Origin of the sequence: Pseudoalteromonas translucida KMM 520 (assembly GCF_001465295.1) — a bacterium.
In the GTDB taxonomy this organism is placed as follows: Bacteria; Pseudomonadota; Gammaproteobacteria; order Enterobacterales; family Alteromonadaceae; genus Pseudoalteromonas; species Pseudoalteromonas translucida.
Window position 1 is genome coordinate 582,030 of record NZ_CP011034.1, and the last position, 21,640, is coordinate 603,669.

At 39.6% G+C, this 21,640-nt stretch carries 22 protein-coding genes and 1 pseudogene; 16 read left to right on the plus strand and 7 right to left on the minus strand.

The features are described from left to right. The first annotated feature begins 3 nt into the window (after positions 1-3). The gene (locus PTRA_RS02720) at positions 4-1,380 is read left to right on the plus strand and encodes a Na+/H+ antiporter NhaC family protein (RefSeq protein WP_041454342.1); all 1,377 of its coding nucleotides are present in this window, start codon (positions 4-6) and stop codon (positions 1,378-1,380) included. Between the two features lie 115 nt (positions 1,381-1,495). On the opposite strand, the gene PTRA_RS02725 is transcribed toward PTRA_RS02720, so the two are convergent. Next, positions 1,496-2,644: a hypothetical protein gene (locus PTRA_RS02725; protein WP_058372593.1), complete on the minus strand. Its 1,149-nt coding sequence runs from the start codon at positions 2,642-2,644 to the stop codon at positions 1,496-1,498. Between the two features lie 230 nt (positions 2,645-2,874). On the opposite strand from PTRA_RS02725, the gene PTRA_RS02730 reads away from it, so the two are divergent. The 3 genes from PTRA_RS02730 (at position 2,875) to PTRA_RS02740 (ending at position 4,636) form a co-directional block, all read left to right on the plus strand. Beyond that, the gene (locus PTRA_RS02730; protein WP_058372594.1) at positions 2,875-3,381 is read left to right on the plus strand and encodes a DUF3087 domain-containing protein; all 507 of its coding nucleotides are present in this window, start codon (positions 2,875-2,877) and stop codon (positions 3,379-3,381) included. Positions 3,382-3,465: 84 nt separating this feature from the next. Continuing rightward, positions 3,466-4,119: a glutathione S-transferase family protein gene (locus PTRA_RS02735; RefSeq protein WP_058372595.1), complete on the plus strand. Its 654-nt coding sequence runs from the start codon at positions 3,466-3,468 to the stop codon at positions 4,117-4,119. Between the two features lie 55 nt (positions 4,120-4,174). Beyond that, positions 4,175-4,636, plus strand: a complete 462-nt coding sequence (locus PTRA_RS02740) for a low molecular weight protein-tyrosine-phosphatase (protein WP_058372596.1) — start codon at positions 4,175-4,177, stop codon at positions 4,634-4,636. 75 nt (positions 4,637-4,711) lie between these two features. Here the strand turns inward: PTRA_RS02740 and PTRA_RS02745 are convergent, their stop codons facing one another. Then, complete coding sequence (locus PTRA_RS02745; protein ID WP_058372597.1) at positions 4,712-5,809, minus strand: energy transducer TonB; 1,098 nt, start codon at positions 5,807-5,809, stop codon at positions 4,712-4,714. A 253-nt stretch (positions 5,810-6,062) separates the two neighbouring features. On the opposite strand from PTRA_RS02745, the gene PTRA_RS02750 reads away from it, so the two are divergent. From PTRA_RS02750 to csrA, 6 genes are all read left to right on the plus strand, one after another. Beyond that, entirely contained in the window at positions 6,063-6,686 is a 624-nt protein-coding gene (locus PTRA_RS02750; protein ID WP_011327231.1) for a GTP cyclohydrolase II, read from the plus strand. A 13-nt stretch (positions 6,687-6,699) separates the two neighbouring features. Further along, on the plus strand, positions 6,700-7,488 hold the full coding sequence (locus tag PTRA_RS02755) for a BPSS1780 family membrane protein (protein WP_058372598.1): 789 nt from the start codon (positions 6,700-6,702) through the stop codon (positions 7,486-7,488). Continuing rightward, on the plus strand, positions 7,488-7,940 hold the full coding sequence (locus PTRA_RS02760) for a regulatory protein RecX (RefSeq protein WP_011327233.1): 453 nt from the start codon (positions 7,488-7,490) through the stop codon (positions 7,938-7,940). The genes PTRA_RS02755 and PTRA_RS02760 overlap by 1 nt, the downstream gene beginning before the upstream one ends. A gap of 19 nt (positions 7,941-7,959) precedes the next feature. Then, positions 7,960-10,566: an alanine--tRNA ligase gene (alaS, locus tag PTRA_RS02765; RefSeq protein ID WP_058372599.1), complete on the plus strand. Its 2,607-nt coding sequence runs from the start codon at positions 7,960-7,962 to the stop codon at positions 10,564-10,566. Further along, positions 10,567-11,784, plus strand: a complete 1,218-nt coding sequence (locus PTRA_RS02770) for an aspartate kinase (RefSeq protein WP_058372600.1) — start codon at positions 10,567-10,569, stop codon at positions 11,782-11,784. Positions 11,785-11,874: 90 nt separating this feature from the next. Continuing rightward, complete coding sequence (gene csrA, locus PTRA_RS02775) at positions 11,875-12,066, plus strand: carbon storage regulator CsrA (protein WP_011327236.1); 192 nt, start codon at positions 11,875-11,877, stop codon at positions 12,064-12,066. A 50-nt stretch (positions 12,067-12,116) separates the two neighbouring features. Here csrA and PTRA_RS02780 read toward each other — a convergent pair whose 3' ends face one another. From PTRA_RS02780 to PTRA_RS18810, 3 genes are all read right to left on the minus strand, one after another. Then, a complete protein-coding gene (locus PTRA_RS02780; RefSeq protein ID WP_058372601.1) occupies positions 12,117-12,584 on the minus strand; it encodes a YcxB family protein in 468 nt (155 codons plus the stop codon). Between the two features lie 201 nt (positions 12,585-12,785). Beyond that, positions 12,786-12,977, minus strand: a complete 192-nt coding sequence (locus PTRA_RS02785; RefSeq protein ID WP_011327238.1) for a hypothetical protein — start codon at positions 12,975-12,977, stop codon at positions 12,786-12,788. A gap of 66 nt (positions 12,978-13,043) precedes the next feature. Further along, a complete protein-coding gene (locus PTRA_RS18810) occupies positions 13,044-13,214 on the minus strand; it encodes a DUF1328 domain-containing protein (protein WP_069188181.1) in 171 nt (56 codons plus the stop codon). Positions 13,215-13,952: 738 nt separating this feature from the next. On the opposite strand from PTRA_RS18810, the gene PTRA_RS02790 reads away from it, so the two are divergent. The 3 genes from PTRA_RS02790 to PTRA_RS02800 are packed head-to-tail and all read left to right on the plus strand — an operon-like array spanning position 13,953 to position 17,136. Further along, a complete protein-coding gene (locus PTRA_RS02790; protein ID WP_058372602.1) occupies positions 13,953-14,198 on the plus strand; it encodes an OadG family protein in 246 nt (81 codons plus the stop codon). A 12-nt stretch (positions 14,199-14,210) separates the two neighbouring features. Continuing rightward, entirely contained in the window at positions 14,211-15,992 is a 1,782-nt protein-coding gene (gene oadA / locus PTRA_RS02795) for a sodium-extruding oxaloacetate decarboxylase subunit alpha (protein WP_058372603.1), read from the plus strand. 13 nt (positions 15,993-16,005) lie between these two features. Further along, positions 16,006-17,136, plus strand: coding sequence for a sodium ion-translocating decarboxylase subunit beta (locus PTRA_RS02800; protein WP_058372604.1), 1,131 nt, complete (start codon positions 16,006-16,008; stop codon positions 17,134-17,136). Positions 17,137-17,284: 148 nt separating this feature from the next. Here PTRA_RS02800 and tnpA read toward each other — a convergent pair whose 3' ends face one another. Beyond that, on the minus strand, positions 17,285-17,704 hold the full coding sequence (gene tnpA, locus PTRA_RS02805; RefSeq protein ID WP_069188182.1) for an IS200/IS605 family transposase: 420 nt from the start codon (positions 17,702-17,704) through the stop codon (positions 17,285-17,287). A 72-nt stretch (positions 17,705-17,776) separates the two neighbouring features. Here tnpA and PTRA_RS02810 point away from each other — a divergent pair, with 72 nt between their 5' ends. From PTRA_RS02810 to PTRA_RS19110, 3 genes and pseudogenes are all read left to right on the plus strand, one after another. Beyond that, entirely contained in the window at positions 17,777-18,874 is a 1,098-nt protein-coding gene (locus PTRA_RS02810; RefSeq protein WP_083497493.1) for an RNA-guided endonuclease TnpB family protein, read from the plus strand. Between the two features lie 184 nt (positions 18,875-19,058). Continuing rightward, positions 19,059-20,029: pseudogene (locus PTRA_RS02815) on the plus strand (aldo/keto reductase). Between the two features lie 25 nt (positions 20,030-20,054). Then, a complete protein-coding gene (locus PTRA_RS19110) occupies positions 20,055-20,231 on the plus strand; it encodes a hypothetical protein (protein WP_167653565.1) in 177 nt (58 codons plus the stop codon). A gap of 94 nt (positions 20,232-20,325) precedes the next feature. Here the strand turns inward: PTRA_RS19110 and PTRA_RS02820 are convergent, their stop codons facing one another. Then, on the minus strand, positions 20,326-21,639 hold the full coding sequence (locus PTRA_RS02820) for a peptidoglycan DD-metalloendopeptidase family protein (protein WP_011327245.1): 1,314 nt from the start codon (positions 21,637-21,639) through the stop codon (positions 20,326-20,328). Position 21,640 lies beyond the last annotated feature (1 nt).

The following is a 21,640-nucleotide window of genomic DNA, read 5'->3' on the forward strand; positions in this document are numbered from 1 at the left end:
TTTATGTCTTGGTATTCTATTTTACCGCCGTTAATCGCCATTGCTGTCGTATTTTGGCGCAAAGAGGTGATTATGGCGCTGTTGCTTGCAGTGGCTTCGTCAGAGTTTTTACTCGCATTACAGGGTGAGGGCAGTAGTGTATTTAATACCTTTTTAAATACTATTGAACGTATTGTTAGCGTAGCAAGTTCGCCCGGCAATACCCGCATTTTAATTTTTAGTATTTTGATTGGTGCTTTACTTGCCTACATTCGCGAGTCGGGTGGGGTAGCCGCTACCGTTAATATGTTAATGAACAAAGGTATAGCGAAAAGTAAGCGCCAAGTTGGCTTTTTAACTATGTTTACTGGCATTGCCGTGTTTATAGAGTCGAACCTGAGTGTACTTACTGCGGGTATTTTATCGCGTGGATTATTTGATAAATTTAAAATGAGCCGCGCCCGCTTAGCTTATATTATCGATAGCACCAGTGCGCCGGTATGTATTTTAATATTACTAAATGGCTGGGGCGCATTTGTACTAGGGCTATTAAGTAACTACGAGTTAGGTGAATCGGCTGTATCGGTACTTTGGGGCAGCGTAGGCTATAACTTTTACGCCATAATTACGCTTGTTATTGTTTTTTACACCATTGCGTTTGATAAAGTACATGGCCCAATGAAACAAGCTGAGCAAAAGCTAGAGCTACAAACAACTGACTTAAAAGAAGAAGTAAAAGGCTCTAAAGCGCGCTTTATGTTAGTGCCCCTTATTACGCTGATTGTTAGCATGGTAGGCTTTATGTTTTACACAGGTAACGGTGTATTGGCAGAAGGTAGTGGCTCAAAGTCGGTATTGTATGCAACCGTTTTAGCCATAGTTGTAGCTTACTTTTTAATGCTAGCGTCACGCCAATTTAGCCACCATAAGCTAGTTGAAACCGGCTTTAAAGGCATGGGCGAACTACTGCCGCTAGTAGGCATTGTATTGTTATCGTTAACTTTAGGAGCAAGCTTAAAAGAGTTGGGGACTGGCGTGTTTGTGGCATCTTTAGTAGGCGACTACCTCCCTATTTACTTAGTGGTACCGGCACTGTTTTTAACCGGTGCGGTTATGTCGTTTACTACGGGGACATCGTGGGGCACCTTTGCTATTTTAATTCCTATTGGCGTGCCGCTTATTCAAGCATTGGGTTTGCCGCCGTCGCTGGTATTAGGCGCTATTTTAGGTGGCGGTATATTTGGCGATCACTGCTCGCCCATATCCGACACCAGCGCAGTATCGGCAATTGCATCGGGGTGCGACTTACTTACTCACGTTAAAACCCAGCTACCCTACGCCTTGTTTGCTGGTGGCTTGACACTAATAGCCTACTTAGTGACGAGCATAATTGTTTTATAAACATATTTTATGATTGCTCACTTTGAATGATAAAAAGCCTGCAAATTTGCAGGCTTTTTGGTTTATACGTAGGTCGGATAAGCGGCGCAGCCGCGCCATCCGACAGGTCAGCTAATTACAACGCGCTTAAGCTGTGCTCTAGCATTGCGGTAATTTGCTTTACTATTTTAGCTTCCGTTTCAGGCTCAAACTGTTGGATTCTGGGTGTGTGAATATGCCCTGTTGGAATGGTTGAATTAAGTTGATTACGAAGGCGTATACTGCGATACGAAATTTCGTTAGACAGGTACCCACCGCCTGAGCCATTTACGGCAATGCTATTTTGCAGCTCGGCAAGTGTTGCGGGCTCGTAGGTTTTTTTTAAGGTCGTGATTTTATGATTATCAATAACCTTATACGACCCTTTTGCTTGCTGCATGTTTGCCACTGGAAGGCTAAATTGTACAAATTCGTTACCTGGCAGTGGCTGGTTATTTAAACTTGGGAGCAAGGGAGCTGTTTGTGTTCCGCCAAATATAATATTGGCATTGTCTGGGGTCGTTACGCTGCGGCGCTTACCGGGAAATCTTTCTAAATCAAAGTCTTTGCGCCCCATGCTTACAGTAACGATCATATCGACATTATTCAGGGCGTAATAGGGGGCGAGGAGTGCTTCGATTATGCCTTGGTCAAAGTCGGCATAACGAACAGGCACCATAACGGTGTTAATTTCAGCGCTAATGCCTTGGTAGTTAATTACTTGACCATCTAGCAATAGGGCTGCAACCCCAGATGGGTTACTTTGATTTATGTTTTTATCTAATAAAAAGGGGTCAAAGCCGGTAAGGATAATTTTTTTAGTGCTGCCTTTAGTAAAGCTGAGGTCGTTATGACCGCGACTGCCTTTTTCTAACTGAGTTAAAAGGCTATTTTGCTCAGCAACTGAGAGGGTAAATTTTGGCTTAACAGAGCGAATTATTTTACTTGAAAGCAATCGTGCCCAGTAAAGCTCGCGATCGTCGTAATTTTTAGTGGTGGTAATACGCTGTTTGGCGTTTAACCACAGTTGGTTTGAATAATCAGTTATTAAGTCTGTTGCATGCTTAAAGTTGTTAAGACTTTTCCATTGCTGTTCAAATTGACTCACCTCATCAGCAAAGGCCGTTAGCACCTGGGGCATGGCGTGGGTGGCGGCTTCAATTCGTAGCTCTTCGGTTGTTAAATTGTTACTCAAAACCGAGCAAGAAGAAAAAATTAAACTTGAAGCAAATAGTAGTTTAAGCATGATAGTCCTATACAGTTACAGCGATTATCTGGCTACTATCCTACGCATCTAGGCGCAGTGCAAATTAATTCGTTGGCTAACCATTTACCAACAGCTACTAACGTTACAGAGGGCTAATAGCACTAATGCTGTTGTTAAATCAAAAAGAACGCAAATAGATTTTTCGATAAGTGGATTGTTTAGTTACAATGGTGGCAGTTATATTTTGTTCACTTAATTTTTAGGCTGTTATGCAACTCATTGAAATAAATAAAGCGCGTTATCGTAAGCATTTAAACCGTGTTATTGCCGGTTGTGCTGTGGGTTTGGCTGTGGGTAGTTTAGCTATATCGCAAACGCTGATTGCTTTGTTTCCTGATGAGAGCGGCACTCACTTTCATTGGAACGTAACGGGCGTTGTTATTAGCGCATTAGGGCTTGTGTGGTTACTTAACAAATACCGCACGCATCCATTTATGATTGAAGTGGTGTATGTGTGGGAGCTTAAACAAGCGCTTAATAAAATAACGCGTAAAATGGCAAAACTAAAGGCAGCAGGGCGTGAAGGTAATAGTGATGCGCTATTGGCTATTCATTACAGTTACGCGGGCTCTAAGTTGTTATGGCAGCTCGATGACAATACAATCACTATGGATGACTTAGCAATTAAGCAAGCTGAGCTGGATAGTGTGGCGGCTAAGTATAATTTAACACTTGATGCCAATGACTATGATGCAAATATTTTAAAGAACTTTTAAAACAATTTTAAAACGATTTTAAGTATTAAATAGCTTTTTAATTAGCGTATTAGTTGCGCTTTTTTCTTCTGGTAAGGGTTTAACATGAGTTTAATTGTTTATGGCGTACCTCTTTCGCCTTATGTACGCAAGGTGTGTCTGTGTTTGGCTGCAAAGCAGTTAGATTATAAGTTAGAAATTGTGTTGCCATTTAATCAACCGTCGTGGTTTTTAGAACTCAACCCATTAGGACGTATACCTGCGCTTAAAGATGGTGATTTAGTACTGGCTGATTCGAGTGTTATTTGCCAATACCTTGATGATAAGTACACAGGGGATACTGCATTACTTGGCGATACTGCCGAGCAAGCTGCTCAGGTACGCTGGTTAGAAAAATACGCAGATTATGAACTTGCGCCGTTAACTACGTTTACAGTGTTTCAGCAGCGAGTGATTAATTTAGGTATGCAAAAAACATGTGATGAAAGTTTAGTAAAGCTGGCTATGAATGAGCAATTACCACCGCATTTTGACTACCTTGAAGGTGTGCTAGCCCATAATAATTACTTTGTAGGGAACGCGTTAACCCTTGCAGATATAGCGTTTGCGTCGCAAATGGTAAATATGCAGCATGCGGGCGAGCAGATTAATGCACAGCGCTGGCCAAATTTAGCAGCACTTTTTGAACGTGTAAAAGCATTACCAGCAATGCAAACTTTATTACAAAATGAGCAGGTTATGCTTGCGTCAATGCAATAGTATTTAAGGTTATTTAGTTCAGTAATTAATAGCGTTTAGTTTAGAGGGAGGCTCTATGAAAAAAATACTGGTTGTGTGTTTAGGTAATATTTGTCGCTCGCCCACAGCTGAAGCGGTGTTAAAAAAACGTGCTGAGCAGTTAGGTATTGCCGTTAAAGTCGATTCGGCCGGTACTATAGGTCATCACGAAGGCAATTCACCAGATAGCCGCTCTATGCAGGCGGGCGAAAAACGAGGTTATAGCTTCAAAGGGATTTATTCGCGTAAAGTTCGCAGCAGTGATTTTACTGAATTCGATTTAATTCTAGCCGCCGACAAACAAAACTTAGCCGATTTAACTCAGCGTTGCCCAGCACATTTACAGTATAAACTTGCCCTGTTTTTAGAGTTTGGTGAGCAGGCTGTAAGTGCTATTCCCGATCCTTATTATGGTGGAGAAGATGGTTTTGAAAAGGTGCTAGATTTAATTGAAGCAGCAAGTGATAAAATATTAGCTAAATTAACAGCCAATATTTAAGTAATAGCCTTGTGCGTTACAGTGAATAAATAAAGGCGCTAAATTGCGCCTTTATTTATTAGATAATTTATTAAGTTATCGGTTAATTTTGAAGTCGAGCTGTACTTGGGTTTTTGCTGTTACAGGTATGCCATCTTCAAATTTAGGAGCATAGCGCCATTGCTCTACCGCTTTTTTTGCCGAGTGCTCAAACGTTACGCCGCCATTTGAATCAAGCACACTCACGTTTTTAACAAAGCCTGCGGTGTCTACTTCAAATTCCATAACTACACTGCCATCTTTACCTTGGCGTGCTTTGCCCATAGGGTAGTCAGGGTTAACACGATAAAGCGGGGTTTGTTCTTGGCTTTCTTCCCAAGGCACCATTTTAGCAATAGCTAAGCAGTGCTTAGTTGCTTGCTCACTTTCGCCTTGCTTTTCGTATAGTGCAATAAGCTTAGAGTGAGCGCTTAGCTCGGCGCTGTGATCGTAGCTTAAGTTATTATCAAATACGGTGACTATGCGGTTTAACCTTGTAATTGCTGCGTCGTACTTTTTACGACCTTCATCAAACGAGGCCATTAAAAAATCTGATTTAATACGCTCTACAGCGTTTTCAGGTAAGTTTGCTTGGTAATACTCGTCAGCTTCTTCGGCGTAGTGTTTAGCAGAGCGGTACTTTTCAGGAACAAACTTTTTAACTAACAAAGAGGCTGCAGCAAATTGCATGTCGGCTACAAATCTTGGTTTTTTAAGCTCCTTTGCTATATCAACTATACGTTCCAATTGGCTATCGGCTTGACGTGCTGATTTAGTATTACTTGCCATACCTAGCAAGGCGTCTATTGTCTCGACTGAGCTTTCACCATGATTGTTAACTAAAATATTGTACGCCTGTTTATACAGTTCGTAGCGTTTAGCTTCGTCTTCCTGGTTAAATCCGCTGATAGCTTTAGCGTAATTAATGGCTAAATTTGCGGTGTTATCTGCGTTATCACCATATACTTTAGCACCTAAAGAGTAAGCTAGTTTGGCGGCTTGTTGTATGTTTTCGTTGGTATCTACGGCGCTTAGGTAATTTTGGTACGCTTGAGAAAATGCAGTGTTTGCATTTGTAGCTTCGCTTGCAAAAGCCGATGCAGTAATAACTGAAAAGTTAAGGCTAAGCAGTAAGGTGAGTTTATGTGGTTTCATAATGTTCCATATTATAATTATTATACTTTTTAACACATTAACAATTTACTTATAATTAGTCATGAATTGGTGTAAATAAAGGTAAACAGCAGGGCTTTAGTGAGAATTATATATTGTAATTATGCATTGAAAATTAAGCTTCTCGTCGCCATATAATTGCAATAAATACCCTTGGATTTCGATCTTTTTGTATTCTTTTGTGATAATATCACTTCATTATCGTGTCGTAGTTATTTAAATATTTGGATTTGTCGTGGCGCAAGTAAGAGCAAGAGTTCAGCTTAATGTTGGCAAGAACAGTGATATTCCCGCTGAAATTATCTCGTTTACTGATTTAAAAGATGGCAAAGAACATATTGCTATGGTGTTTAACAACGCAGATACAGAGCAAGATGTGCCGCTTATTCGTATGCATTCAGAGTGTTTAACGGGTGATGTATTTTACTCGTCGCGTTGTGATTGCGGTGAGCAGTTAAATGAGTGTATTGAAATGATGCACGAACAAGGTGGTATCTTATTATATTTACGCCAAGAAGGCCGTGGCATTGGTTTATATAATAAAATAGATGCTTACGTGTTGCAGTCGCAAGGTATGAACACTTATGAGGCAAATAATCATTTAGGTTTTGCCGATGATTTACGTGATTTTTCGGATGCGGTACTAATGCTAAATGCGCTTAATTTACCCCATGTTAAATTAATGACCAATAACCCTAAAAAGCTTAATGCACTAAGAGATGCTGGTATTACGGTTGATTCGGTTGTGGGTACGCACGCACACATTAAAGCCGGTGTTGCGGGTAATAAAGCGTATTTAGAAACCAAAATTAAACATGGCGCGCACATGTTAGATATCAAAAAAATTAAAAAACCTTAAATTAAGAGTAACTATGTCTACACAATTACGAGTTTTTAAGGCCGATGCTGCCCTAAAGTGGTTTAAAGCAGGCTGGCTTATTTTTAAAACCCAGCCACTTACTTTTATTTTTATGCATTTATTTATTGGTATTGTTGGCCTGTTGTCGTTATTTTTACCGCTATTACAAGTGGTAGCGGCTTTAGCCACGCCATTTTTAACCGCAGGATTTTATCAGGCTGTGCTTACTAAGCAGCAGGGCGGTAAAATTATGCTCGCTGATATTCTCAAGCCCATTACCACTAAAGGTAATCGTTTAGGTTTACTGCGTTTGGCTTTGTACCAAATGGGTGCGGGTATTTTAATGGCATTATTAGCAAACGGTTTATTTGCCGATGCAATTGCGGTTATGGCGCAGCCAGATTTAGATCCTAATATGGCAATTAGCCAAATGTTAGAAAGTATTTCTATGGCAAGCGTGGTGCTATTTTTATTAGCGTTGTCGGTTTATTTAACTGCATTCGCTTACGCGGTTCCTTTAGTTTACTTTAATAAAGAACAGCGCATTTTTAGCGCTCTTAAAAACTCCTTTATGGTGTTTTATTATAATATTTTACCGCTAAGCGTTTATGCTATTATTTGCGGGTTATTTATTGTGCTTTCGATGTTTTTATCGTTTTTACCCTTGTTGGTTTTAATGCCTATTTGCTACATTAGCTTTTTTGTATCTTATCAAGCTATTTTTATGCCGGTTGTACCACCAAGTGACGATAGCAATATTACGCCATTAAGTAGTGAATCTAGTGGGCGTTTTGACGCTTAATGGATGATAAGTTAAAGCAGAAATTAAAAAACTATGTACTTTGGTTGTTATCAAGGCAAGAATATTCACGCCGAGAATTAACGTTCAAATTGCAGAAAAAAGAAGCCACAGATGAGTTTATCGAAACCTTGCTTGATTGGTGCGAGAAGCACAATTTTGTAAACGAGCAACGTTACTGTGAAGGCTTTGTTAGAAAACACATATTTAAATGCCATGGCTTAAGGCGCATTCAAAGCGAAGCTATGGGCAAAGGGATTGACCGTTCATTACTTGAAAAAGTAATTGAAGAGCTTGAAGTAGATTGGTTTGAGCTGGCGCAGGATGCGTACAATAAAAAATATTCAAATACACCGGCAGACCTCGAGTACAAAGACAAGGCCAAGCGCGTGCGCTACCTAATGTATAGAGGCTTTAGCTACGATGAAATCGATTTTGCAATGCAAGCACAGTAAATACGGGTGAGACTTTCACATGCAGCACATGACTACCGCACAAATTAGACAACAGTTTTTAGACTTTTTTGCCAGCAAACAACATCAAGTTGTTCCTTCAAGCTCGCTTATACCGGGTAACGATGCCACTTTGTTATTTAACAATGCCGGTATGGTGCAATTTAAAGATGTATTTTTAGGCGCAGAAAGCCGCCCTTATACGCGTGCGACTAGCTCGCAGCGCTGTGTACGTGCTGGCGGTAAGCATAACGATTTAGAAAATGTTGGTTATACTGCGCGTCACCATACATTTTTTGAAATGTTAGGTAACTTTAGTTTTGGTGATTACTTTAAGCAAGACGCGATTAAATTTGCGTGGCAGTTTTTAACAGAGGAAGTAAAGCTACCTAAAGAAAAGCTGTTAGTTACTATTTACCATGACGATGAAGAAGCGTTTAACTATTGGTCTAACGATATAGGTTTACCTGCAGATCGTATTATTAGAATTGCCACTGCAGATAACTTTTGGTCAATGGGTGATACCGGTCCGTGTGGCCCGTGTTCTGAAATATTTTACGACCATGGCGATCATATTTGGGGCGGTCCTCCTGGATCACCTGAGGAAGATGGCGATCGCTTTATCGAAATTTGGAACCTAGTATTTATGCAGTACAACCGTCAAAACGACGGAACTATGCTACCACTACCTAAGCAATCGGTCGATACAGGTATGGGGCTTGAGCGTATTGCTGCTATTTTACAAGGTGTGCATTCAAACTATGAAATTGACTTATTTAAAGGCTTAATTGCCGCTGCTGCGAGTGTTACTAATGCACAAGACATGGACGACAAATCACTACGCGTAGTGGCGGACCATATTCGTTCGTGTGCATTTTTAATCTCTGATGGAGTTATGCCATCTAACGAAGGCCGTGGTTATGTACTACGTCGTATTATTCGCCGCGCTGTTCGCCATGGTAATAAGTTAGGTGCGCAAGGTGCCTTTTTCTATAAATTAGTAGCTGCACTTATTGAGCAAATGGGCCAAGCGTACCCAGAGCTTGCAAAGCAACAAGAAATTATTGAAAAAGTATTACGCATTGAAGAAGAGCAGTTTGGTAAAACACTAGAGCGTGGTTTAGCTATTTTAGAAGAAAGCTTAAGCGACCTTAAAGGTGATGTAATTCCTGGCGACTTAGTATTTAAACTTTACGATACTTATGGCTTTCCTGCGGATTTAACTGCAGATGTGGCGCGTGAGCGTCAAATGACGATTGATAATAAAGGCTTTGAAGAGTGCATGGCGGTGCAACGTAAAACTGCGCAGCAGGCCGGTAAATTTGGTGCCGATTACAACGATCAATTAAAGTCAGACAAACAAACAACTTACAAAGGCTACACCACCACTAGCCATAGTGCGACTGTGGTTGAAGTGTTTACCGGCAGTGAGTCGGTTTCATTACTAGAAGATGGCCAAAAAGGCATTGTAATACTAGACCGTACGCCATTTTATGCAGAGTCGGGCGGCCAAGTTGGTGATACAGGTGTAATTAGCGTTGCTGGTGGCGAGTTTACAGTAACTAACACGACTAAATTAGGTAATGCATTTGCACACCACGGTATAGTACAAGGCCGTATTGGTCTTAACGATAAAGTAGAAGCAACAATTGATGACGCACGCCGTGAACGCATCAAGAAAAACCATACTGCTACGCATATATTACACGAAACACTGCGCCAATTATTAGGCGAACATGTAGGTCAAAAAGGCTCGCTAGTTCAAGCAGAGCGTTTGCGTTTTGACTTTTCACATTTTGAAGCTGTTACCAAAGATGAATTACGCGAAATTGAACGTGTAGTAAACGATGAAATTCGTTGTAACTTTGCGTTAAGTACCGAGCTTATGGCAATAGATGACGCTAAAGCAAAAGGTGCAATGGCGTTATTTGGCGAAAAATACGATGACGAAGTACGTGTCGTTACTATTGGAGACTACTCTATTGAGCTTTGTGGTGGTACACATGTTGAACGCGCAGGTGATATTGGTTTATTCAAAATAGTATCTGAAAGCGGTATTGCTGCGGGTGTTCGCCGTATTGAAGCGGTAACCGGTGCTGACGCGATTGCCTACGTGAGTGAGCAAGAGCAAAAGCTAAACGATGTAGCTGCTGTTGTTAAAGCCGACAGCGCGTCAGTACTTGAAAAAGTAACAGCGTTGCTTGATAAGTCAAAACAGCTAGAAAAACAAATTGCGCAACTTAACGATAAGCTAGCAAGTGCTGCGGGTGCATCATTACTTGATTCAGTAGTAGAAATTAACGGTATTAAGCTATTAATAGCCAACGTTAAGGGCACTGAGTCAAAAGCGCTACGTGGTATGGTTGACGACCTTAAAAACAAAATTGGCTCGGGTGTTATTGCACTAGGTGTTGCAAGCGATGATAAAGTGAGCTTAATTGCAGGTGTAACTAAAGATTTAACCGGTAGAGTTAAAGCTGGTGAGCTAGTTAACCATATGGCCAGCCAAGTAGGTGGTAAAGGTGGCGGCCGCCCAGATATGGCACAAGCAGGTGGCTCTGAGCCAGAAAACCTAACTGCAGCATTAGACAGTGTAACAGCTTGGTTTACTGAGAAAACACAAGCTTAAGTGGCACTTATTGTTCAAAAATTCGGTGGCACTTCGGTTGGCTCAATAGAGCGAATTGAAGCGGTTGCCGACCTCGTTGTTAAAACTAAACAACAAGGCCATCAAGTGGTTGTGGTGCTCTCGGCTATGTCGGGAGAAACCAACCGCTTAATTAATCTCGCCAAACAAATAGATACTCGGCCAAGTAGCCGTGAACTTGACGTATTACTTAGCACCGGCGAGCAGGTTTCGGTGGCTTTATTAGCTATGGCTATTATTAAGCGCGGTCATTCTGCTGTGAGTTTATTAGCCGATCAGGTTAATATTTTAACCGATAATATGTTTGGTAAAGCCCGTATTACAGATGTAGCAGCAACGCGTTTAAAACATGAGCTTGAGCATAACCGAATTGCAATTATTACGGGTTTTCAGGGCCGTGACATTGAAGGAAATGTAACTACATTAGGGCGTGGCGGTACCGATACTTCGGCGGTTGAAATTGCCGGAGCAATAAAAGCTGACGAATGTCAGATCTATACCGACGTTAACGGCGTATATACTACAGACCCTCGTGTTGAACCTAATGCACGACGAATGAGCCAAGTCACCTTTGCTGAAATGCTAGAGTTAGCGAGTTTAGGGGCCAAAGTATTGCATATTCGTTCAGTTGAAGCAGCAGGAAAACACAATGTGCCACTTAGGGTGCTATCAAGTTTTTACCCTGATGCTGGTACATTGATTAGTTTTGAGGAGAGTGATATGCCTGGCAATGTCGTTTCGGGTATTGCGTTTAATCGTGATGAATGTTTGATAAATGTAGAGGGTGTACTGAGTGGTACACAATATCTTGCAAAGATTTTGAAACTTTTTGCAGATAACGGCATCGAAATAGATATGATTAATCAAGTTAATCATAATGTTGACAAAGTAGACTATGCTTTTACTGTACACACAAATGATTATTTACACGCATTAGACGTTTTAACAGAGCAGCAAGCTCAGTTAACAGCACAAAATATTTTTGGGTTAACAACAGTAGCTAAAGTATCTGCTGTTGGTATGGGTATGAAGTCACATTCGGGTGTTGCTAGTTTATTTTTTGATGCATTAGCTGCAGAAAATATTAACGTTATTTTAGTGTCTACATCAGAAATTAAAATATCGGTTTTAATAGATGAAAAATACCTAGAGTTGGCTGTTCGTGCATTACATAAGATATTTTTAACAGAAAATGAATAGATTGATAGGTTTTACTTACTTTTTAGTCTAATTTTCATTAAAATGTTTTAGCGGAATCTTATAATTTTATTGGAACAAGGGAGCAAAAGAATGCTAATACTAACTCGTAGAGTAGGTGAAACCCTAATGATCGGTGACGAAGTAACCGTTACTGTTCTAGGTGTAAAAGGGAATCAAGTTCGAATCGGTGTTAACGCACCAAAAGACGTTTCAGTGCATCGTGAAGAGATTTACATGCGTATTCAAGCTGAAAAGTCTAACCCTGAACCTGGCAATGCTTAATCAGCAATGTACATAACTTAGTTACATACTGAGTTATTGCCAAAAGCCACTCACTGAGTGGCTTTTTTGTGTATAAAATTAAGCATTTCGGCAGTTAATATATGCTTGGATATATACTGCATGCCTTTTTTGTTTTTTAATAGCATGCCGCGCTCTGTGGTGATAACTTCGTTAATATCTGACCACAGTAGTTGGGTATTTTTATAAAAGTTGCTTGATTTAATCCCTTCTTCGTCAAAGGTAAGGGTGACCTCAGATCCCGAGGCTTTGCTTAGCATTTGTCTAGTAACCCACCAAGGTCGGCGATAATAAAAGGCAATACATTCAAGCACCGCAACCATGATCAGAAAAGATCCTAGGTAATGATCGTCTAAACCATAAATCCCAAATAATCCGAGAGCTATTAATAGTGCCAATAAAAAGTATTTTGGTTGCGCGCGCTTGCTATGTGCAACTGATTCGTCAAAGCACTCATAAAAATAAGGCTTATCAAGCGTATAGGTTGTTGTAAGTGTCATATAGGAGTTCTTAAAACATAATTATAGGCATTTTAACAAGCTAACCAGTAAATGCGCAGTTATATAATAAATAACTGTATAATAGATAAAGATTTTGGCGTTTATTATTTATCTGATCCAATCTTAAGTTTAGATGTTATTTTATTACACGCATAAAAAAACGGCTCATTTTAGAGCCGTTTTTTTAATAAATTAGAAGAATTAACAGTTAGTTTCTTCTGCATTTACACCTTCTTTTACTTCTTCACATGCATCTTCAACTTTGTTTTGCACGTCAGTTACTGCTTCGTCAATACGTTCACCAGCATCTTCTGCATGGTTATCTTCACAACCCATAATAAATAAACTTGCGAATAGGCCAATTAGTGCTGCTCTTAAAGTTGTCGAATTCATAATGTAATTCCTTGTAAATTTTGATTTAAATGATTTTTAATTAGTTTTAAAGCTTTAGTTTGTTACCTAGGGCTTTTTGCCACGTAGGGCACCCGATACTAAAGATATAACTAAAAGTACTAAAAATATAAAAAATATAATTTTTGCAATACCCGCTGCGGCGCCTGCTATACCACCAAAACCTAACACTGCAGCAATTAAAGCAATTACTAAAAAAGTGATTGTCCAGCGTAACATTGTATTCTCCTTGGTTTATCAAATTTGCTCAATGAATATAATGCGAGTTACGTGCCATTGTTTTTTTGCTTTTAAATCAATGGTTTGTTTTTATTTGTTTTTTTTGGCGCGCACTCAATGGTAAGTTTTACGCTTTGCTGTGTAATTTATTCATACTGATATAAGTGACTATGGATGTTAGTTTTTTATAAGAGAAGTTAACGCATATTGACCTTTGTGAGCTGAGTTTAGGGGCTATTTAATTGCAGCGCTTGATTTGCAAGCATAGTGGGCTTAATAACAACTGCGTTATTTGTGTAGTGATAAGTAAAGTTTAGTAGCGCTTGTGAACTTTACTAATAGGGATTATTTACAGCTATATAAGTAATAAAAATAACGGTGGCTATTTAAATGATTGAATAATTAACAAGTTCACTTGGTATGACCAATTGACATTGGTCAAATTGCTTCATATTAATGTGATTGTTAGCACTTTACTTTAAGTGCTTTATTAACGGATTTTAGGTCTCCTATATAACTTTTATTTATATTCACTATTTTTATTGTCTATGTAATAGCGTGTATCTAGTCCTTTTTGTAGTGTTAAGTTAATTAATAGCATGTTAGTTTTGTTTAAATTGGTTTTACCAATTTACAGGCTATAGACAAAGTACTGTTTTTTGTTATTATTTGGTGAATAATTATTTACGTAAAACGATTTTTTATTTTGATTTCGGTATGTTTTTATAGGAGAGGAAAATGGATATCGCTGCTTTACTTACAACAGCAAGCAACTTAATGCTAACCGGTATGGTGGGGGTGTTTGTGTTTCTGTCATTATTAATTACCTGCGTTACGGTTATGTCTAGGCTGGTATCTCGCTTTGCAGAGCCTGAGCTTGCAACACCTGCCAGAACACCGTCTTTTAAATCACAAGGTGTGCCTAATGAGCACATCGCCGCAATTAGTGCTGCCATTGCTCAGTACAAAACAAACAATAATTAAAGGAGCACTTAAATGGCTAAATTAAAATTAACAGAACTGGTACTACGTGACGCGCATCAATCATTGTTAGCAACTCGTATGCGCCTTGATGATATGCTACCGATTGCAAAAAAGCTTGATGATGCAGGTTATTGGTCTATTGAGTCGTGGGGCGGGGCTACGTTTGATTCGTGTATTCGTTATTTAGGTGAAGATCCTTGGGAGCGTATTCGCGCACTAAAAAAAGCGATGCCAAATACTAAACAGCAAATGCTATTACGCGGTCAAAATTTATTAGGTTACCGCCATTATGCTGACGATGTGGTAGAAAAATTTGTAGAGCGCGCCCATAAAAATGGCGTTGATGTATTTCGTATATTCGATGCAATGAACGATGTGCGTAATCTTGAAACGGCAATTAAAGCGGCTATAAAAGTAGGCGCACATGCCCAAGGGACTATTTCTTATACAGTAAGCCCAGTTCATACGCTAGATATGTGGTTAACGCTAGCTAAGCAGCTGGAAGATTTAGGCTGTCATTCAATTTGTATTAAAGATATGGCGGGTTTATTAAAGCCGTACGATGCTGAAAAACTAATTAAAGCACTAAAAGAAACTGTATCTATTCCAATTGCAATGCAGTGCCACGCCACAACAGGGTTAAGTACTGCTACTTATCAAAAAGCGATTGATGCAGGCATTGATATGCTTGATACCGCGATTTCATCTATGAGTATGACTTACGGACACACCGCAACAGAAACGATTGTATCGATAGTTGAAGGAACTGAGCGTGATACTGACCTTGATTTAAATCACCTTGAAGAAATTGCTGCTTACTTTAGAGATGTACGTAAAAAATATGCGGCATTTGAAGGTAGCTTAAAAGGGGTTGATGGTCGTATTTTACTCGCGCAAGTACCTGGTGGCATGTTAACTAACATGGAAAACCAGCTTAAAGAGCAAGGCGCAGCAGATAAGCTTAATGAAGTTTTACTTGAGATCCCACGTGTACGTGAAGATTTAGGCTTTTTACCACTTGTTACACCAACGTCGCAAATTGTAGGCACTCAAGCGGTACTTAATGTACTAACGGGTGAGCGCTATAAAACAATTACGAAAGAAACAGCTGGCGTATTAAAAGGTGAATATGGCCTAACACCAGCACCAATGAATAAAGAACTACAAGAGCGTGTGCTTGATGGGGCCGAGGTAATTACGTGTCGTCCTGCAGATAATATTGCACCTGAGCTTGCAACGCTTGAGGCTGAGTTATTAAAAGAAGTACAAGAGCAAGGTTTAACTCTTGCTGATGAGCAAATTGATGACGTACTAACGTATGCATTATTCCCACAGGTTGGTTTGAAATTTATTAAAAACCGTAACAATCCAGATGCATTTGAGCCAGTACCTTCTATTGAAGATAAAAGCAATAAAGTACCCTCTAAATCAGCTTCAAATAATAACAGCGTTAAAGCTGAGCAGTACAGCGTAAAAGTAGACGGTAAAGTTTACGACGTTGTAGTAGCGCAAGGCGGCGAGCTTAAAGAAGTTACATTAAAAGACTCAGAACACATTCCTCAGTCTGCTTCGGTTGCATCAGGCGAAACACTTAACGCGCCTTTAGCCGGTAATATTTTTAAGATAAAGGTAAAAGCAGGGCAAGTTGTTAATGAAGGTGATGTAGTGATTATTATGGAAGCCATGAAAATGGAAACTGAAATACGCGCTACGCATACAGGAACAATTGCTGAAGTGTTAGTTGGTGAAGGCGATGCTGTAACTACCGGCGACGCTATGATTGCATTAGCTTAGGAGTAAATAGAGGATGGATGGTATTTTAAACCTCTGGCATGCTACAGGCATTGCTAACTTTACATTTCCAGCGTTGATTATGATTGCGGTAGGCTGTTTATTATTGTTTTTGGCAATAGCCAAAAAATTTGAACCCCTATTATTATTACCTATCGGCTTTGGTGCAATATTAACTAATATTCCAGTGGCTGGTTTATCCGACCCCGGCGGGTTACTGCATTATGTGTATTACGTAGGTATTGATACGGGTATTTTTCCACTATTAATATTTATGGGAGTAGGCGCGTTAACTGATTTTAGTGCGCTAATTGCTAATCCTCGTATGTTGCTATTAGGTGCGGCTGCACAGTTTGGTATTTTTGCTACTTTGTTTGGCGCTATTTTACTTAACTATGTACCGGGTTTTGAATTTAGCCTGCAAGATGCGTCGGCAATTGCGATAATTGGTGGAGCCGATGGCCCAACCGCTATATTTTTAGCCTCTAAATTAGCCCCGGACTTGTTAGGTGCAATTGCGGTAGCTGCTTATTCGTATATGGCATTAGTGCCAATTATTCAGCCGCCAATCATGCGCGCATTAACCACGGTTGAAGAGCGTCAAATAAAAATGCCAGAGCTGCGCAAAGTATCTAAAAAAGAGAAAATTATTTTTCCGTTAATGGTACTTAGTTTAACAGCAATGTTTTTACCTGCGGCGATACCTCTGGTTGGTATGTTTTGTTTAGGTAACTTAATGCGAGAGTCGGGTGTTGTTGACCGCTTAAGTAACAGTGCCCAAAACGAAATTATAAATATTACGACCATATTTTTAGGCCTAGCTGTGGGCTCAAAGCTTGCAGCCGATAAGTTTTTAACATTAGAGACCATAGGTATTTTAGTACTTGGTGCACTCGCTTTTGCTATAGGTACAGCCTCGGGCGTGTTCATGGCTAAAGGGTTAAATAAAATATCTAAAACGCCGATTAATCCACTCATAGGTGCTGCAGGAGTATCGGCTGTACCCATGGCGGCGCGGGTAGTAAATAAAGTAGGCCTTGAGAGCAATCCGCATAACTTTTTACTTATGCATGCAATGGGGCCAAATGTTGCCGGAGTCCTAGGCAGCGCAGTTGCAGCAGGTATTTTATTAGCACTTGTTGGCTAACATTAATTTTTAAATCCAACCGATTAGCGCAGTTTACTGCGCTTTTTTTTATGCTTAATTTATAGGGATAGGTTTTTATTGTTCCTGATGAAAAACCCCGTCATAAATTTATGTTGGGGATGTAAGTCTTTAATACGTAGCATTAACATTACTTAGGTCTATTTTGTTGTTCTATATAGGCTGTTAATACGTCCAATGACGCGCCACCGCAAGATCCAGCAAAGTAGCTAGGCGACCAAAGCGCACCGTTCCATAAGTAGCGGTGTATTTCTGTAAACTCTTTCCTCATTAGTCTTGAGCTAACACCTTTAAGCGAATTAATTAATTTACTTAATTGTACTTTAGGAGGGTATTCAATTAACAAATGAACGTGATCTTGCTCACCGTTAAATTCGACTAAATCAACTTCAAAATCTTTACACACATCTAATAGTATCGCCTCTAGCCGATTTAAAATTACATCATTAAACACCTTGCGCCTGTATTTTGTCACGAATACTAAATGTGCATGTAATGCGCTAACACAGTGCCGACCTTTTCTTACTTCTGCCTCATTCTTATGCGTCATAATTATAATAGACCAATAGTTGATTGTCATACTTAGGTATATATAATAAGAGAAAGCAAGGAGTAAGACCAAGTGATTTTAATAGCATACAAATACAGAGTTTACCCAAATAATGAACAGGCGCTAATGCTTACTCATACATTTGGCTGTGTTCGTTTCGCTTATAATTCAGCACTTGGTTACTCTAAAGGGCAATACGACTTAGGTAATAAAACCAATTATAACGATTGGAGTAAAAACCTCACTCAGCTTAAAAAGAACCCTGATTTTGCATGGTTGAAAGATGTTTCAAGTGTGCCATTGCAGCAAGCATTAAAGCACCTAGATAAAGGCTTTAAATCATTCTTTAAGTCAGGCTTTGGCTACCCTAAGTTTAAAAATAAACATGGTAATCAATCAGTAAGCTATATGAGTAACGGCTTTAAGTGGGAGGCTGATAAGCAATCGTTAACACTTGCTAAGATGAAGCAGCCATTAAAAATCAAGTGGTCACGCTCATTTACTGGTAAGCCTAGTTCGCTGACTGTATCTAAAACTAAATCAGGTAAGTACTTCATTAGTATCTTAGTTAAAGAAGATATTAAAAAACTACCAGTAGCTAATAAAACGGTAGGCGTAGACGTTGGCATTAAAGATCTTGCTATCTGTTCGGATGGCACTAAGTTCAATAATCCACGATTAACAAACAAGTACGCTAGCAAGCTAGCCAAAGCACAACGTAAACTAGCCAAGAAGAAAAAAGGCTCCAACAACTTCAACAAGCAAAAACGTGTTGTTGCTCGAATTCACGAAAAGATAGCAAACTCACGCAAAGACTTTACCCAAAAAATGACAACGAAACTTGTAAACGAAAACCAAGTGATAGGGATCGAGTCATTGAAAGTCAAAAACATGGTTAAGAACCGTAAGCTATCTAAGCATATCCACGATGCTAATTTTGGTGAAATAGTAAGACAGTTAGAATATAAAGCCGATTGGTATGGCCGTAAAGTGTCAGCTATTAGCCAGTGGTTTCCATCAAGTAAAATGTGTAATGAGTGCGGTTCGCTGTATTCTGGTAAATGGTCATTAGCTATAAGAACGTGGTCTTGTGAATGTGGAGCTATTCACGATAGAGATCATAATGCTGCTATTAATATCCATAATGAGGGGTTAAGGCTAATAGCTTAAATAATTTGTGGCGGTAGGTAGTACCGACACATTAAATGCTTGTAAGAGGTTTTAGAAGTCTAAAGTGATCTAATATCACAATGCTTAAACCGTTGACGACAAGAATCCCCTGATTTATCTAGGGGTACTTCAATGACTGTTTTTGTTACAGTAAGCTACTTGTAATTAAGTAAGGATAGCCGGCATGCATGACACTCCTTTGGCAAAATATTTACCTAATGTTAGCAAGCTCATATTTGGTTGTATGGGACTTGGGGGAGGCTGGAATAAAGACCCCTTAACTAATCTCATACCCAGCAGGCCCATGCTTGTATAGATACAGCAATAGCCGGTGGCATTAATTTTTTTGATCACGCCGATATTTATACATTTGGTAAAGCTGAGCAGGTGTTTGGCCAAGTCCTTAAGCAGCGCCCAGAGCTGAGAGAGCAAATTTATATTCAGTCAAAGTGTGGAATTCGTTTTGCCGATGAGCAAGGGCCAAAGCGCTACGACTTATCAAAGCAATGGATTGAGCAATCAGTAGAGGGCTCTCTTAAGCGGTTAAATACTGATTATTTAGATGTACTTATGCTGCACAGACCCGACCCTTTGATACAAGTTGAAGAAGTAGCTCAGGTATTTAGTCGCTTAAAAGAAAGTGGCAAAGTACGTCATTTTGCGGTGTCTAATATGTCGCAGCAACAAATACAGTTTTTACAAACAGCCCTTGATATGCCCATAGTTGCCAACCAAATTGAAGCAAGCTTAAAGCAATCAGCCTGGGTTGATGAGGGGGTATATGTCGGTAACCGCGATGGCAAAGACATTAACTTTACTCCCGGCTTTATAGAATATTGCACCGAGCAGGAAATACAAATTCAAAGCTGGGGTAGCTTATGCCAAGGATTATATTCAGGAAAACAGCTGCAAAATGCATCTCCAGCAGATATTAATACCGCTATATTAGTTAATAAGTTAGCGGCACTTTATAGCACGTCTGCCGAGGCCATTGTATTGGCTTGGTTACTGCGCCATCCGGCATTAATTCAACCGGTAATAGGCACAACGAATGCTAAGCGACTTGCTGCATCGTGCAGCGCTGTAAATATAGAATTAACCCGAGAGCATTGGTATGCATTATATGTCAGCGCCAAAGGGCACGAGTTACCCTAATTCAGATCCCACTTAAGGTATTACTATGAATATATTCGTTATTTTAGTTAGCTTGTTTGTCGCTTTGTTAATATTAATTCCGTTATTAGAAAAATATCAAAGTAAAATAGGCTTAGATGGCGCTAAAAAATACAGTAAGTATATATGGCCACTGGTAATGTTATCGTTAGTGGTGCAGCTAATTTATGTGTTAATGAATTAGTTTGCCTGCTTATTGTTCATAGGCAAAAAAATTATAGGCACAAAAAAGCCTTTGCAAGTTACCTAGCAAAGGCTTTTTTAATAATGATTTAATATTACTTAAGTGCTAACTGTAGCTCGCGGTTACGCTCTAACTGGGCAATAAAGTTATCAGCAATAGGCTTAAACTTGGCAAGCTCTGCACGTGGCAGCGGCTCTGACTTAGGTAACTTAACGGTTTTAGGATTACGATGAACACCATTAACTAAAAATTCATAGTGTAAGTGTGCACCGGTAACACGACCAGTAGAGCCAACAGTACCGAGTTGCTCACCTTGCTTAATTTTTTGCCCTGTTTTCACTAGGCGTTTATTAAGGTGTAAGTACTTAGTTACGTACTGTGTGCCATGGCTAATAAATACATAGTTACCATTATATTTACTGTAACCCGATTTAATAACTTTACCGTTACCAGAGGCAACTACCGGCGTACCAGTTCGCGCCGCAAAGTCTATACCCCGATGTGCTCTAACTTGCCCCGTCACTGGGTGCAAACGTCGTGGGTTAAAGCTTGAGCTTATATATTTAAAGCTAACTGGTGCACGTAAAAATGCTTTTTTCATGCTGCGCCCTTCAGGAGTATAAAAACTACCGTCAGTGTGGCGAATCGCAGCATAGCGCTGGCCTTGGTTAACAAATTCAGCAGCAATAATTTTACCAGTACCAATAAACTCACCATCTACATAGTGAGATTCATAAATTAAACCAAACCCATCGCCTTTGCGAATATCGTTAGCAAAATCTACATCCCAACCAAATATGTCGGCAAAGTTCATTATTTGGCGTTCGCTTAAACCTGCAGCTATGGCTGAAGTCCAAAAGCTACTAGAAATTTCGCCGCCTACTGTTTTGGTTAGGGTTTCTATTTCTTTACTATCGATTGAAGTATCGTATTGTCCTTCATCGTTTAAGGTAACAAATAAAGTATCTGTCTTTGAAATAACGTAACGCAGTTGTGCTAAATCACCATCTTTTGCGGTGGCAAAGCTCAGTGTTTCACCCGGGTGAATTTTAGTAAGTTTGCGAGTTTCTGCGTTAGTATTAATTAATTTATGTAACGTTTGAGCTGAAAAACCAGCACGTTTAAAAATAATAGCTAAGTTATCACCATTTTTTACTTGGTGATCAACAAAATCGTATTCTGGCAGCTTGTCTGCTGCTTGCTCTGAGTTTAACGCTGTTAACTTTTCGTTGTCATCAACTTTAACTTGTAACTCATAGCGCTTGCCAATTTCTAGAGTGTTTTCACTATTGTCTTTGGATGCAGTGGCTTTTTCAGAAGGAAGAAAAGCTAAGCCAGCAATAGCAGAAACTAAGCCTAAAATAAGCAATTTGTGTTTTTTGGGGAGCGTGTGAACCACGTGAACCATA